This window comes from Streptomyces sp. NPDC006610, assembly GCF_040611575.1.
GTDB lineage: Bacteria > Actinomycetota > Actinomycetes > Streptomycetales > Streptomycetaceae > Streptomyces.
Genome location: NZ_JBEXOP010000048.1, coordinates 42,547 through 55,928, shown reverse-complemented (window position 1 = coordinate 55,928; position 13,382 = coordinate 42,547). Strand labels below are relative to the sequence as shown.

Annotated in this window: 13 protein-coding genes; 12 read left to right on the top strand and 1 reads right to left on the bottom strand. The window is 71.6% G+C overall.

Features of this window, described 5'->3' with window-relative positions:
• From ABZY13_RS29495 to nusB, 6 genes are all read left to right on the top strand, one after another.
• The coding region (locus ABZY13_RS29495) for a shikimate kinase (protein WP_356636083.1) at positions 1-138 on the top strand (138 nt) is incomplete at its 5' end.
• A complete protein-coding gene (gene aroB / locus ABZY13_RS29490) occupies positions 135-1,223 on the top strand; it encodes a 3-dehydroquinate synthase (protein WP_356636077.1) in 1,089 nt (362 codons plus the stop codon). The genes ABZY13_RS29495 and aroB, both read left to right, overlap by 4 nt.
• Positions 1,224-1,355: 132 nt before the next feature.
• On the top strand, positions 1,356-2,246 hold the full coding sequence (locus ABZY13_RS29485; protein WP_356636075.1) for a Pro-rich N-terminal domain-containing protein: 891 nt from the start codon (positions 1,356-1,358) through the stop codon (positions 2,244-2,246).
• A gap of 102 nt (positions 2,247-2,348) precedes the next feature.
• A complete protein-coding gene (locus tag ABZY13_RS29480; RefSeq protein WP_356636073.1) occupies positions 2,349-3,458 on the top strand; it encodes an aminopeptidase P family protein in 1,110 nt (369 codons plus the stop codon).
• Positions 3,459-3,516: 58 nt separating this feature from the next.
• Entirely contained in the window at positions 3,517-4,083 is a 567-nt protein-coding gene (gene efp / locus ABZY13_RS29475; protein ID WP_043498973.1) for an elongation factor P, read from the top strand.
• 2 nt (positions 4,084-4,085) lie between these two features.
• On the top strand, positions 4,086-4,514 hold the full coding sequence (gene nusB, locus ABZY13_RS29470; RefSeq protein WP_356636071.1) for a transcription antitermination factor NusB: 429 nt from the start codon (positions 4,086-4,088) through the stop codon (positions 4,512-4,514).
• A gap of 116 nt (positions 4,515-4,630) precedes the next feature.
• Here the strand turns inward: nusB and bldD are convergent, their stop codons facing one another.
• Positions 4,631-5,131 (bottom strand): transcriptional regulator BldD, encoded by a 501-nt coding sequence (gene bldD / locus ABZY13_RS29465; protein ID WP_356636069.1) that lies wholly within the window; start codon positions 5,129-5,131, stop codon positions 4,631-4,633.
• 277 nt (positions 5,132-5,408) lie between these two features.
• Here bldD and pyrR point away from each other — a divergent pair, with 277 nt between their 5' ends.
• The 6 genes from pyrR to carB all read left to right on the top strand — a co-directional run bounded on the left by pyrR (position 5,409) and on the right by carB (position 13,373).
• Positions 5,409-5,981, top strand: coding sequence for a bifunctional pyr operon transcriptional regulator/uracil phosphoribosyltransferase PyrR (gene pyrR / locus ABZY13_RS29460; RefSeq protein ID WP_356636067.1), 573 nt, complete (start codon positions 5,409-5,411; stop codon positions 5,979-5,981).
• Positions 5,982-6,075: 94 nt separating this feature from the next.
• Positions 6,076-7,074: an aspartate carbamoyltransferase catalytic subunit gene (locus ABZY13_RS29455; RefSeq protein ID WP_356636065.1), complete on the top strand. Its 999-nt coding sequence runs from the start codon at positions 6,076-6,078 to the stop codon at positions 7,072-7,074.
• Positions 7,075-7,080: 6 nt separating this feature from the next.
• The gene (locus ABZY13_RS29450) at positions 7,081-8,367 is read left to right on the top strand and encodes a dihydroorotase (protein ID WP_356636063.1); all 1,287 of its coding nucleotides are present in this window, start codon (positions 7,081-7,083) and stop codon (positions 8,365-8,367) included.
• The gene (locus ABZY13_RS29445) at positions 8,364-8,933 is read left to right on the top strand and encodes a hypothetical protein (RefSeq protein WP_356636061.1); all 570 of its coding nucleotides are present in this window, start codon (positions 8,364-8,366) and stop codon (positions 8,931-8,933) included. The genes ABZY13_RS29450 and ABZY13_RS29445 overlap by 4 nt, the downstream gene beginning before the upstream one ends.
• Complete coding sequence (gene carA / locus ABZY13_RS29440; RefSeq protein ID WP_356636059.1) at positions 8,930-10,072, top strand: glutamine-hydrolyzing carbamoyl-phosphate synthase small subunit; 1,143 nt, start codon at positions 8,930-8,932, stop codon at positions 10,070-10,072. Before ABZY13_RS29445 ends, carA begins: the two co-directional genes overlap by 4 nt.
• Entirely contained in the window at positions 10,065-13,373 is a 3,309-nt protein-coding gene (gene carB, locus ABZY13_RS29435) for a carbamoyl-phosphate synthase large subunit (protein WP_356636057.1), read from the top strand. The genes carA and carB overlap by 8 nt, the downstream gene beginning before the upstream one ends.
• The last annotated feature ends 9 nt before the right edge of the window (positions 13,374-13,382 follow it).

Below are 13,382 nucleotides of genomic sequence, written 5' to 3'. Positions count from 1 at the left end.
AAGCAGTGGCGGGAGTTGATGGAGGCCCGGCGCCACCTGTACGAGGAAGTGGCCAGCGCGGTCGTATCCACCGACGGCCGCACCCCCGAAGAGGTTGTCCGAGAAGTGCTCAACGCCCTGGAGTTGAAGGAAGCATGAGCGAGACGACGCGGATCCGGGTCGGCGGCACGGCGGGCTCCGACCCCTACGACGTCCTGGTGGGCCACCGTCTGCTCGGGGAACTCGCCGGGCTGCTCGGCGAGAAGGCCCAGCGGGTCGCCGTCATCCACCCCGAGGCGCTCGCCGAGACCGGCGAGGCGCTCCGCACCGACCTGGCCGATCAGGGCTTCGAGGCCGTCGCCATCCAGGTGCCCAACGCCGAGGAGGCCAAGACTGCCGAGGTCGCCGCCTACTGCTGGAAGGCGCTCGGGCAGTCCGGCTTCACCCGCACCGACGTCATCGTCGGCGTCGGCGGCGGCGCCACCACGGACCTCGCCGGGTTCGTCGCCGCGACCTGGCTGCGCGGGGTGCGCTGGATCGCCGTACCGACGACCGTGCTCGCCATGGTCGACGCGGCCGTCGGCGGCAAGACCGGCATCAACACCGCCGAGGGCAAGAACCTCGTCGGAGCCTTCCACCCGCCCGCGGGCGTGCTGTGCGACCTCGCGGCGCTCGACTCCCTCCCGGTCAACGACTACGTCTCCGGACTCGCGGAGATCATCAAGGCCGGATTCATCGCCGACCCGGTCATCCTCGAACTCATCGAGAGCGACCCCGAGGCCGCCCGCACCCCGTCCGGCCCGCACACCGCCGAGCTGATCGAGCGGTCGATCCGGGTCAAGGCCGACGTGGTCTCCAGCGACCTCAAGGAGGCCGGACTGCGGGAGATCCTCAACTACGGCCACACCCTCGGGCACGCCATCGAGAAGAACGAGCGCTACAAGTGGCGGCACGGCGCCGCGGTCGCCGTGGGCATGCACTTCGCCGCCGAACTCGGCCGCCTCGCGGGCCGGCTGGACGACGCGACCGCCGACCGGCACCGCACCATCCTGGAAGCGGTCGGCCTGCCGCTGCACTACCGCTACGACCAGTGGCCCAAGCTGCTCCAGAACATGAAGGTCGACAAGAAGTCCCGCGGCGACCTGCTGCGCTTCGTCGTCCTGGACGGCCTCGCCAAGCCCACCATCCTGGAGGGCCCCGACCCGGCCGTACTTCTCGCCGCCTACGGCGAGGTCGGCCAGTAGCCCGCGCCGCCAAGGCCGACTCCCCGGCCGCCGTTCACCAAACGGCGGCCGGGGACGGTACCGTTCGGTAGGAAGCGGGGCAGGCGCCCCGCTGCCAGCGCCAATCGCCTGTACGAGACGGAGTGGCACCGGATGCAGCACGCAGTGGGGTCTCCGCTGCCGCCGCCCCATCAGCCGGGGCACGGACCGGACGCCGGCTGGTCGCCGGCCGCACATCACCCGGACCACCAACAGCCGGGGCCGCCGCCCGGACCCCCGCACCCCGGCGCCGTGCCGCCCCCGCCCTCCCCGCCCGGCTTCGCCGTACCACCGCCCACCGGACCCGTCCCGCCGGTCCCGCCCGCGCCGGGGCACACCGTCGCGGCCCCGGTCCCGCAGGACGCCACCGGCCACGTACCGCTGCCGCCCGGCGGCCCCGTCGGCGTGCCGAGCGCCCCGCCCGCCGTGGCCGCCCCCAACCCGGCGACCACGACCCTCGCGGTGCTCCTGATAGGCCCGGCGGGCGCCGGCAAGACCAGCGTCGCCAAGTACTGGGCCGACCACCGCCGGGTGCCCACGGCCCACATCAGCCTGGACGACGTCCGCGAATGGGTGCGCTCCGGCTTCGCCGACCCGCAGTCCGGGTGGAACGAGAACTCCGAGGCCCAATACCGCCTCGCCCGCCGCACCTGCGGCTTCGCCGCCCGCAACTTCCTCGCCAACGGCATCTCCTGCATCCTCGACGACGCCGTCTTCCCCGACCGCCCGGTCGTCGGCCTCGGCGGCTGGAAGCGGCACGTCGGACCGGGCCTGCTCCCCGTCGTCCTGCTGCCGGGCCTCGACATCGTGCTGGAGCGCAACGCCGAGCGCAGCGGCAACCGCCGCCTCAGCGACGAGGAGGTCGCCCGGATACACGGCCGCATGGCCGGCTGGTACGGCTCCGGGCTGCCGATCATCGACAACTCCCAGCTCGACGTCGAGGGCACGGCCCGGGTCCTGGACGAGGTGCTGGCCCGGTCGATCGCCAGCCCGCCGCAGTGGTAGGAGCACGCTGACCCCGGCCGGTCCGCCGCCCGGCGTCCGGCCGCTGCTCCACTCGGCCCCTCCCGACCGGCGCGGCCCCGGCCGAGCTCTTACGCTCGGCACATGTCAGAGGTGTACGCGGCCCGCCGGACGCGGCTACGTGAGCGGTGCAACGCGGGAGGCAGCGCGGCGGCGCTGGTCTCCCGACCCGCCAACGTGCGCTACCTCGCGGGCGCCGCGCCGCACGGCGCCGCGCTGCTGCTGGGCAGGCGCGAGGACCTGCTGGTGGTCGCCGGCCCGCCCGACGACCGTCCGCCGCCGCAGGGACGCCCCGACGAGAACCTGCGGGTGCACACCCTGCCCGGCCCCGGCGGCGACCCGGCCGTCGCGGCCGCCGGCCTCGCCGCGGAGCAGGGCGCCGACTCCCTCGCGGTCGAGGAGCACCACCTCACCGTGGCCAGGCACCGGGCCATCGGCTCCGTCGCGCCCGCGCTGCGGCTGGCCGACCTCGGCGGCGCGGTCGAGCAGCTGAGGGTGGTCAAGGACGAGGAGGAGATCTCCTGTCTGCGCATCGGCGCGGAGATCGCCGACCAGGCCCTCGGCGAACTGCTGGAGTCCATCCTCGTCGGGCGCACCGAACGCCACCTCGCCCTCGAACTCGAACGGCGGCTGGTCGACCACGGCGCCGACGGCCGTGCCTTCCCCACCTCCGTCGCGACGGGCCCGCACTCCGGCCGGCGCGGCCACCGGCCCACCGACCGGCGGGTGGAGGAAGGCGACTTCCTCACCGTCTGCCTCGGCGCCGCCTACCGGGGCTACCGCTGCGAGATCGGCCGCACCTTCGTCATCGGCACCAGCCCCGCCGACTGGCAGATCGAGCTGTACGACCTGGTCTTCGCCGCCCAGCGCGCCGGACGCGAGTCGCTGGCACCGGGCGCCGCCCACCGCGACGTCGACCGCGCCGCACGCCAGGTACTGGCCTCGGCGGGTTACGGAGAAGGGCTGCCGGAGCTGACCGGACACGGCGTCGGACTCGAAATCCACGAGGACCCTCGGATCGCCCCCACAGCCATGGGTAAACTGGACGCTTGCGTGCCGGTCACCGTCGAACCGGGGGTCCACCTCCCGGGCCGGGGCGGTGTCCGGATCGATGACACGCTCGTCGTGCGCCCCGAGGCGGACGGCGGACCCGAGCTACTCACCATCACGACCAAGGAGCTGCTCGCGCTCTAGCCTCGCGCTGGGCGCCTGCCCCGGGGTCGTCCACGTCAGTCCAGGAGATTCCGCAACCGTGGCTTCCACGAACGACCTCAAGAACGGCATGGTGCTCAAGCTCGAAGGCGGCCAGCTCTGGTCCGTCGTCGAGTTCCAGCACGTCAAGCCCGGCAAGGGCCCGGCATTCGTGCGCACCAAGCTCAAGAACGTGCTTTCCGGCAAGGTCGTCGACAAGACCTTCAACGCCGGCGTCAAGGTCGAGACGGCCACCGTCGACAAGCGCGACATGCAGTTCTCCTACATGGACGGCGAGTACTTCGTCTTCATGGACATGGAGACCTACGACCAGCTCATGGTCGACCGCAAGGCCGTCGGCGACGCCGCCAACTTCCTGATCGAGGGCTTCACCGCCACCGTCGCCCAGCACGAGGGCGAGGTGCTCTTCGTCGAGCTGCCGGCCGCCGTCGAACTGACCGTCCAGGAGACCGAGCCCGGCGTCCAGGGCGACCGCTCCACCGGCGGCACCAAGCCCGCCACCCTGGAGACCGGCCACCAGATCCAGGTCCCGCTCTTCATCACCACCGGCGAGAAGATCAAGGTCGACACCCGTACGAGCGACTACCTCGGCCGGGTGAACAGCTAACCGTGGCTGCCCGCAACACGGCCCGCAAGCGCGCCTTCCAGATCCTCTTCGAGGGCGACCAGCGCGGAGCCGACGTCCTCACGGTCCTCGCGGACTGGATCCGGCACTCCCGGACCGACACCCGGCAGCCGCCGGTGAGCGAGTACACGATGCAGCTGGTCGAGGGGTACGCGCAGCACGCGGGCCGTATCGACGAGCTGCTCGGCCAGTACTCGGTCGGGTGGACGCTCGACCGGATGCCGGTCGTGGACCGCAACATCCTCCGCCTCGGCGCCTACGAGCTGATCTGGGTCGACGAGACGCCGGACGCCGTCGTGCTGGACGAGATGGTGCAGCTGGCCAAGGAGTTCTCCACGGACGAGTCGCCGGCGTTCGTCAACGGCCTGCTCGGACGGCTCAAGGAACTCAAGCCGTCCCTGCGGCGGGACTAGTCCCGCCGCAGGGCCCCGGCCCGAGCGACGACGCACAGGAAACCGCCGGGGTGGTCCGGACCGAGTAGGTCCGGACCACCCCGGCGGTACGTTTCTGCGGGCTGCCCGTGTCGCGGTCAGCTGTCCTCGTGGGTCACCGCGCGGCGCGCGTCCGCGTCCAGCACGCCCCAGCTGATCAGCTGCTCGGTGAGGACCGAGGGGGACTGGTCGTAGATGACGGCGAGTGTGCGCAGGTCGTCCTGGCGGATCGAGAGGACCTTGCCGTTGTAGTCACCGCGCTGGGACTGGATCGTCGCGGCGTAGCGCTGGAGCGGGCCCGCCTTCTCGGCCGGCACCGTGGCCAGCCGCTCCAGGTCCAGGACCAGCTTCGGCGGGGGCTCGGCCGCGCCGCCGGGGGTGGTGCCCGGGAGGAGTTCCTGCACGGGAACGCCGTAGAAATCCGCCAGCTCGGCGAGTCGCTGCACGGTCACGGCGCGGTCGCCGCGCTCGTACGAACCGACCACGACGGCCTTCCAGCGTCCCTGGGACTTCTCCTCGACACCGTGGAGGGAAAGGCCCTGCTGGGTGCGGATGGCCCGGAGCTTGGCCCCGAGCTGTTTGGCGTATTCGCTGGACATATGGCTCCCCGGACACTGTGTCGACGCGGCCTGCAGTGTTGCGAGCCGCGCGGCTGGTAACTCACTGTGAGGTTACGCAGCGTTACTCTGCCGCGTCAAGCCGAATGGTCCGCACCGACGCTTCCGCGCTCCTCGGACCCCATTGCGCCGTCCGGGTGACTGGACACCGGCCCTGGGGCCCCCTGAGCGCGGCCCCGGCGGCCTGCTACCGTGGAGGACGCAATCCCGACGTCCTTTAAGGTCCGTCCCGTGAGGCGGAGAAGGAGGTCCGTTTCGTATGGACACGCAAGCGTCCGATGCCAGGCCCGTGCTCGAAGGGCCCGACATCGCGCGGGTACTGACCCGCATCGCCCACGAGATCGTCGAGCGCGCCAAGGGCGCCGACGACGTGGTGCTCCTCGGCATCCCCACCCGCGGCGTCTTCCTCGCCCAGCGGCTCGCCGTCAAGCTCGAGCAGATCACCGAGCGCAAGGTGCCCTGCGGTTCGCTGGACATCACCATGTACCGCGACGACCTGCGCATGCACCCCCCGCGCGCGCTGGCCCGCACGGACATCCCCGGCGACGGCATCGACGGCAGGCTGGTCGTCCTCGTGGACGACGTGCTCTTCTCCGGCCGCACCATCCGCGCCGCCCTCGACGCCCTGAACGACATCGGGCGACCGCGCGCCGTGCAGCTCGCGGTCCTGGTCGACCGGGGCCACCGCGAACTGCCCATCCGCGCCGACTACGTCGGCAAGAACCTCCCCACGTCGCTGCGGGAGACGGTCAAGGTCCAGCTCGCCGAGGAGGACGGTCGCGACACCGTGCTGCTCGGCGTCCAGCAGGCCGCACCGGGCGAGCGGCAGTAACACCCGAAGCGCGCGCGGCGCCGCCGCGCGCCCGTTCGGCACGCCCTCGCACGCCCGAAATCTCCTCAATGAACTGCCTTACGGAGCCTGACAGATGCAGCGTCATCTCATCTCGGCCGCCGACCTCACCCGCGACGACGCCGTCCTGATCCTCGACACCGCCGAGGAGATGTCCCGGGTGGCCGACCGGCCGATCAAGAAGCTGCCGACCCTGCGCGGCCGCACCGTCGTGAACCTCTTCTTCGAGGACTCCACCCGGACCCGGATCTCCTTCGAGGCCGCCGAGAAGCGGCTGTCGGCGGACGTCATCAACTTCTCCGCCAAGGGCTCCAGCGTGTCCAAGGGCGAATCCCTCAAGGACACCGCGCAGACCCTGGAGGCCATGGGCGTCGACGCCGTCGTCATCCGGCACGGCGCCTCCGGGGCCCCGTACCGGCTGGCGAACTCCGGCTGGATCGACGCGGCCGTCATCAACGCCGGCGACGGCACCCACCAGCACCCCACCCAGGCGCTGCTCGACGCGTTCACCATGCGCCGCCGCCTCGTCGGCCGGGACGCCGGGCTCGGCCGGGACCTCGCCGGCAAGCGCGTCACCATCGTCGGCGACGTCCTGCACAGCCGGGTCGCCCGCTCCAACGTCGACCTCCTGCACACCCTCGGCGCCGAGGTCACCCTGGTCGCCCCGCCGACCCTGGTGCCGGTCGGCATCGAGAGCTGGCCCTGCGAGGTCTCCTACGACCTCGACAGCACCCTGCCCAAGTCCGACGCGGTGATGATGCTGCGCGTCCAGCGCGAACGGATGAACGCCGCGTTCTTCCCCACCGAGCGCGAGTACTCCCGCCGCTACGGCCTCGACGGCGAGCGCATGGCGCGGATGCCCGAGCACGCCGTCGTGATGCACCCCGGCCCCATGGTCCGCGGCATGGAGATCACCGCCGAGGTCGCCGACTCCGACCGCTGCACGGTCGTCGAGCAGGTCGCCAACGGCGTCTCCATCCGCATGGCCGTCCTCTACCTGCTGCTCGGCGGCGCGGTCTTCGACTCCAAGAACGTCCCCGCCGCCACCCCCGCCCGTTCCACCGAGGAGAAGTAACCGACCATGAGCAAGATCCTGATCCGTGGTGCGCGGGTGCTCGGCGGCGAGCCGCAGGACGTCCTGATCGACGGCGAGACCATCGCGGCCGTCGGAGCCGGACTGCCCGCCGAGGACGCCGAGGTCGTCGAGGCAGGCGGCAAGGTGCTGCTGCCGGGCCTGGTCGACCTGCACACCCATCTGCGCGAGCCCGGCCGGGAGGACTCCGAGACCGTCCTCACCGGCACCCGCGCGGCGGCGAGCGGCGGTTACACCGCGGTGTTCGCCATGGCCAACACCTTCCCGGTCGCCGACACCGCCGGCGTCGTCGAGCAGGTCTGGCGGCTCGGCCGGGAACACGGCTACTGCGACGTCCAGCCCATCGGCGCCGTCACCGTCGGCCTGGACGGCCAGAAGCTCGCCGAGCTGGGCGCCATGCACGAGTCCGCGGCCGGCGTCACCGTCTTCTCCGACGACGGCAAGTGCGTCCACGACGCCGTGATCATGCGCCGCGCGCTGGAGTACGTGAAGGCCTTCGGCGGCGTCGTCGCCCAGCACGCGCAGGAGCCGCGGCTGACCGAGGGCGCCCAGATGAACGAGGGCGTCGTCTCCGCCGAGCTGGGGCTCGGGGGCTGGCCGGCCGTCGCCGAGGAGTCGGTCATCGCGCGGGACGTGCTGCTCGCCGAGCACGTCGGCTCCCGCGTGCACATCTGCCACCTGTCCACCGCCGGGTCCGTGGAGATCGTCCGCTGGGCCAAGTCCCGTGGCATCCAGGTCACCGCCGAGGTCACCCCGCACCACCTGCTGCTCACCGACGAGCTGGTGCGCACCTACAACCCCGTCTACAAGGTCAACCCGCCGCTGCGCACCGAGCGGGACGTGCGCGCGCTGCGCGAGGCCCTCGCCGACGGCACCATCGACATCGTCGCCACCGACCACGCCCCGCACCCGCACGAGGACAAGGACTGCGAGTGGGCCGCCGCCGCCATGGGCATGGTCGGCCTGGAGACCGCACTGTCGGTGGTGCAGGAGACCATGGTCGACACCGGTCTGCTGGACTGGGCGGGCGTCGCCGACCGGATGTCCTTCAAGCCCGCCGAGATCGGCCGGGCCGCCGGACACGGCCGTCCCGTCTCGGTTGGTGAGCCCGCCAACCTCACGCTCGTGGACACGGCATACCGTGGGCCGGTGAACCCCGCGGGCTTCGCCTCGCGCAGCCGCAACACCCCCTACGAGGGTCGCGAGCTGCCGGGCCGTGTCACGCACACCTGGCTGCGGGGCAAGGCCACGCTCGTCGACGGGGAGCTCACATGACATCCGTAATCCTGCTGGCCGCCGAGAAGGAATCGGCGGAAGTGACCGACTGGGCCGCCCGCATCGGCTGGGTCGTCGGGCTCGCCCTCTTCGTCGCGCTCGTCTACTGGCTGATGCGCGAGGGCTGGAAGTGGCGCGGCACGCTCCAGAGCGACCTGCCCGAGCTGCTCACCGCGCCGGAAGAGACGGGCCCGGTGAAACTGAGCATGAGCGGCCGCTACCACGGCTCCACCACCGCCGGCCAGTGGCTCGACCGCATCGTGGCGCACGGCCTGGGCACCCGCAGCAGGGCCGAGCTCACGCTGACGGACGCGGGACTGGACGTCGTACGCCCCGGCGCGGCCGACTTCTTCGTCCCGGCCTCCGCACTGCGCGAGGCCCGGCTCGACAAGGGCATCGCCGGCAAGGTGCTCACCGAGGGCGGACTGCTCGTGGTGACGTGGGCCCACGGCGACCGGCTGATCGACTCCGGCTTCCGCTCCGACCGGGCGGCCGAGCACCCCGAGTGGGTCGCCGCGATCAACTCCATGACCAAGACCAACGACACGGAAGGCGCCGAACGATGACGACCTCCACCCGGGGAACCGCCCAGGCTCCCGCCGTACTCGTCCTGGAGGACGGCCGGATCTTCCGCGGCCGCGCCTACGGGGCCGTGGGGGAGACCTTCGGCGAGGCCGTGTTCTCCACCGGCATGACCGGATACCAGGAGACCCTCACCGACCCCTCGTACCACCGCCAGGTCGTCGTGATGACCGCCCCGCACGTCGGCAACACCGGCGTCAACGACGAGGACGCCGAGTCGAAGCGGATCTGGGTCTCCGGCTACGTCGTGCGCGACCCCGCGCGCGTGCCCTCCAACTGGCGCTCCCGCCGCTCCCTCGACGAGGAACTGGCCGCCCAGGGCGTCGTCGGCATCAGCGGCGTCGACACCCGCGCCCTCACCCGGCACCTGCGCGAGCGCGGCGCCATGCGCGTCGGCATCTTCAGCGGCGACGCCGTCCGCGACGACGCCACCCTGCTCGCCCGCGTGCAGGAGGCGCCCGAGATGAAGGGCGCCGACCTCTCCGCCGAGGTCGCCACCACCGAGCCGTACGTCGTCCCCGCGATCGGCGAGAAGAGGTTCACCGTCGCCGCCGTCGACCTCGGCATCAAGGGCATGACCCCGCACCGCATGGCCGAGCGCGGCATCGAGGTGCACGTCCTGCCCGCCACCGCGACCGTGGACGACGTCTACGCCGTGAACCCCGACGGCGTCTTCTTCTCCAACGGCCCCGGCGACCCCGCCACCGCCGACCACCCCGTCTCCGTGATGCGGGGCGTCCTGGAGCGCGGCACGCCCCTGTTCGGCATCTGCTTCGGCAACCAGATCCTGGGCCGCGCGCTCGGCTTCGGCACCTACAAGCTGAAGTACGGCCACCGCGGCATCAACCAGCCCGTGCAGGACCGCACCACGGGCAAGGTCGAGGTCACCGCGCACAACCACGGCTTCGCCGTCGACGCCCCGCTCGACCAGGTCTCCGAGACCCCCTACGGGCGCGCCGAGGTCTCCCACGTCTGCCTCAACGACAACGTGGTGGAGGGCCTCCAACTGCTCGACAAGCCGGCTTTCAGCGTCCAGTACCACCCCGAAGCGGCAGCCGGCCCGCACGACGCCGCCTACCTGTTCGACCGCTTCGTTTCCCTGATGGAGGGCCAGCGTGCCTAAGCGCACCGATATCCAGTCCGTCCTGGTCATCGGCTCCGGCCCGATCGTCATCGGCCAGGCCGCCGAGTTCGACTACTCCGGCACCCAGGCGTGCCGCGTGCTCAAGGCCGAGGGCCTGCGCGTCATCCTGGTCAACTCCAACCCGGCGACGATCATGACCGACCCGGAGATCGCCGACGCCACCTACGTCGAGCCGATCACCCCCGAGTTCGTCGAGAAGATCATCGCCAAGGAGCGCCCCGACGCCCTGCTGCCCACCCTGGGCGGCCAGACGGCCCTGAACACCGCCATCTCGCTGCACGAGAACGGCGTCCTGGAGAAGTACGGCGTCGAACTGATCGGCGCCAACGTCGAGGCCATCCACAAGGGCGAGGACCGCGACCGGTTCAAGGAGGTCGTCGAGGAGGTCCGCAAGAAGATCGGGCACGGCGAGTCCGCCCGCTCGGTCATCTGCCACTCCATGGACGACGTCCTCGCCGGCGTCGAGACGCTCGGCGGCTACCCCGTCGTCGTCCGCCCCTCCTTCACCATGGGCGGCGCCGGCTCCGGCTTCGCCCACGACGAGGAGGAGCTGCGCCGCATCGCCGGTCAGGGCCTCACCCTCTCGCCGACCACCGAGGTCCTCCTGGAGGAGTCCATCCTCGGCTGGAAGGAGTACGAGCTGGAGCTGATGCGCGACAAGCACGACAACGTCGTGGTCGTCTGCTCCATCGAGAACTTCGACCCCATGGGCGTGCACACCGGCGACTCCATCACCGTCGCCCCGGCGATGACGCTCACCGACCGCGAGTACCAGACCCTGCGCGACATCGGCATCGCCGTCATCCGCGAGGTCGGCGTCGACACCGGCGGCTGCAACATCCAGTTCGCGGTGAACCCCGAGGACGGCCGGGTCATCGTCATCGAGATGAACCCGCGCGTGTCCCGCTCCTCGGCGCTCGCCTCCAAGGCGACCGGCTTCCCCATCGCCAAGATCGCCGCCAAGCTCGCCGTGGGCTACACCCTGGACGAGATCCCCAACGACATCACGCAGGAGACCCCGGCCTCCTTCGAGCCGACCCTCGACTACGTGGTCGTCAAGGCGCCCCGCTTCGCCTTCGAGAAGTTCCCGCAGGCCGACTCCACGCTGACCACCACCATGAAGTCGGTCGGCGAGGCCATGGCCATCGGCCGCAACTTCACCGAGGCGTTCCAGAAGGCGCTGCGCTCGCTGGAGAAGAAGGGCAGCCAGTTCGCCTTCACCGGCGAGACCGGTGACAAGGAGGAGCTGCTGCGCGCCTCGGTCCGGCCGACCGACGGCCGGATCAACACCGTCATGGCGGCCATCCGCGCGGGGGCCACGCCCGAGGAGGTCTTCGCCTACACGAAGATCGACCCCTGGTTCGTGGACCAGCTGTTCCTCCTCAAGGAGATCGCCGACGAACTGGCCGAGGCGCCCGAGCTGACCGCCGAGCTGCTGGCCGAGGCCAAGCGGCACGGCTTCTCCGACCAGCAGATCGGCGAGATCCGCGGCCTGCGCGAGGACGTCGTGCGCGAGGTGCGGCATGCGCTCGGCGTCCGCCCGGTCTACAAGACGGTCGACACCTGCGCCGCCGAGTTCGCCGCGAAGACCCCGTACTTCTACTCCTCCTACGACGAGGAGACCGAGGTCGCCCCGCGCGAGAAGCCCGCCGTGATCATTCTGGGCTCCGGCCCCAACCGCATCGGCCAGGGCATCGAGTTCGACTACTCCTGCGTCCACGCCTCCTTCGCGCTGAGCGACGCCGGGTACGAGACCGTGATGGTCAACTGCAACCCCGAGACCGTCTCCACCGACTACGACACCTCCGACCGGCTGTACTTCGAGCCGCTCACCCTGGAGGACGTCCTGGAGATCGTCCACGCCGAGCGGCAGGCCGGGCCGGTCGCGGGCGTCGTCGTACAGCTCGGCGGCCAGACGCCGCTGGGCCTCGCGCAGGCGCTCAAGGACAACGGCGTGCCGATCGTGGGCACGCCCCCGGAGGCGATCCACGCCGCCGAGGACCGCGGCGCGTTCGGGCAGGTCCTCAAGGAGGCCGGGCTGCCGGCCCCCAAGCACGGCACGGCCACCACCTTCACCGAGGCAAAGGCCATCGCCGACGAGATCGGCTACCCGGTGCTGGTCCGGCCCTCCTACGTGCTCGGCGGGCGCGGCATGGAGATCGTCTACGACGAGGCCCGCCTGGAGACCTACATCGCCGAGTCGACCGAGATCAGCCCCTCCCGGCCGGTGCTCGTCGACCGCTTCCTGGACGACGCCATCGAGATCGACGTCGACGCCCTCTACGACGGCGAGGAGCTGTACCTCGGCGGCGTGATGGAGCACATCGAGGAGGCCGGCATCCACTCCGGCGACTCGGCGTGCGCGCTGCCCCCCATCACCCTGGGCGGCTTCGACATCAAGCGGCTGCGCGCCTCCACCGAGGCCATCGCGCGCGGCGTCGGCGTGCGCGGTCTGATCAACATCCAGTTCGCCATGGCGGGCGACATCCTCTACGTCCTGGAGGCCAACCCGCGCGCCTCGCGCACGGTGCCCTTCACCTCCAAGGCGACCGCGGTACCGCTCGCCAAGGCCGCCGCGCGGATCTCGCTCGGCGCCACCATCGCCGAGCTGCGCGCGGAGGGCCTGCTGCCGGCCACGGGCGACGGCGGCGAGCTGCCGCTGGACGCGCCGATCTCCGTCAAGGAGGCCGTGCTGCCCTGGAGCCGCTTCCGGGACACCTCCGGCCGCGGCGTGGACACCGTCCTCGGCCCGGAGATGCGCTCCACCGGCGAGGTCATGGGCATCGACTCGGTGTTCGGCACCGCGTACGCCAAGTCGCAGGCGGGGGCGTACGGCCCGCTGCCCACCAAGGGCCGTGCCTTCATCTCCGTCGCCAACCGCGACAAGCGGTCGATGATCTTTCCTGCGCGCGAGCTGGTGGCGCACGGCTTCGAGCTGCTCGCCACCTCCGGCACCGCCGAGGTCCTGCGCCGCAACGGCATCAACGCCACCGTCGTGCGCAAGCAGTCCGAGGGCACGGGCCCGAACGGCGAGAAGACCATCGTCCAGCTCATCCACGACGGCGAGGTCGACCTCATCGTCAACACTCCGTACGGCACGGGCGGCCGCCTCGACGGCTACGAGATCCGCACCGCGGCCGTGGCCCGCTCGGTCCCGTGCCTGACGACGGTCCAGGCGCTCGCCGCGGCGGTCCAGGGCATCGACGCCCTCAACCGCGGCGACGTGGGCGTCCGGTCGCTCCAGGAACACGCGGAACACCTGACCGCGGCCCGCAGCTAGCCCCGAGGG

What these genes read in the sequence shown, in the direction of transcription:
- bldD (WP_356636069.1), bottom strand. Translation starts at nt 5,131, where the DNA reads ATGTCCAGCGAATACGCCAAACAGCTCGGGGCCAAGCTCCGGGCCATC.
- pyrR (WP_356636067.1), top strand. Translation starts at nt 5,409, where the DNA reads ATGGACACGCAAGCGTCCGATGCCAGGCCCGTGCTCGAAGGGCCCGAC.
- carA (WP_356636059.1), top strand. Translation starts at nt 8,930, where the DNA reads ATGACGACCTCCACCCGGGGAACCGCCCAGGCTCCCGCCGTACTCGTC.
- ABZY13_RS29480 (WP_356636073.1), top strand. Translation starts at nt 2,349, where the DNA reads ATGTCAGAGGTGTACGCGGCCCGCCGGACGCGGCTACGTGAGCGGTGC.
- ABZY13_RS29455 (WP_356636065.1), top strand. Translation starts at nt 6,076, where the DNA reads ATGCAGCGTCATCTCATCTCGGCCGCCGACCTCACCCGCGACGACGCC.
- aroB (WP_356636077.1), top strand. Translation starts at nt 135, where the DNA reads ATGAGCGAGACGACGCGGATCCGGGTCGGCGGCACGGCGGGCTCCGAC.
- ABZY13_RS29445 (WP_356636061.1), top strand. Translation starts at nt 8,364, where the DNA reads ATGACATCCGTAATCCTGCTGGCCGCCGAGAAGGAATCGGCGGAAGTG.
- ABZY13_RS29485 (WP_356636075.1), top strand. Translation starts at nt 1,356, where the DNA reads ATGCAGCACGCAGTGGGGTCTCCGCTGCCGCCGCCCCATCAGCCGGGG.
- ABZY13_RS29450 (WP_356636063.1), top strand. Translation starts at nt 7,081, where the DNA reads ATGAGCAAGATCCTGATCCGTGGTGCGCGGGTGCTCGGCGGCGAGCCG.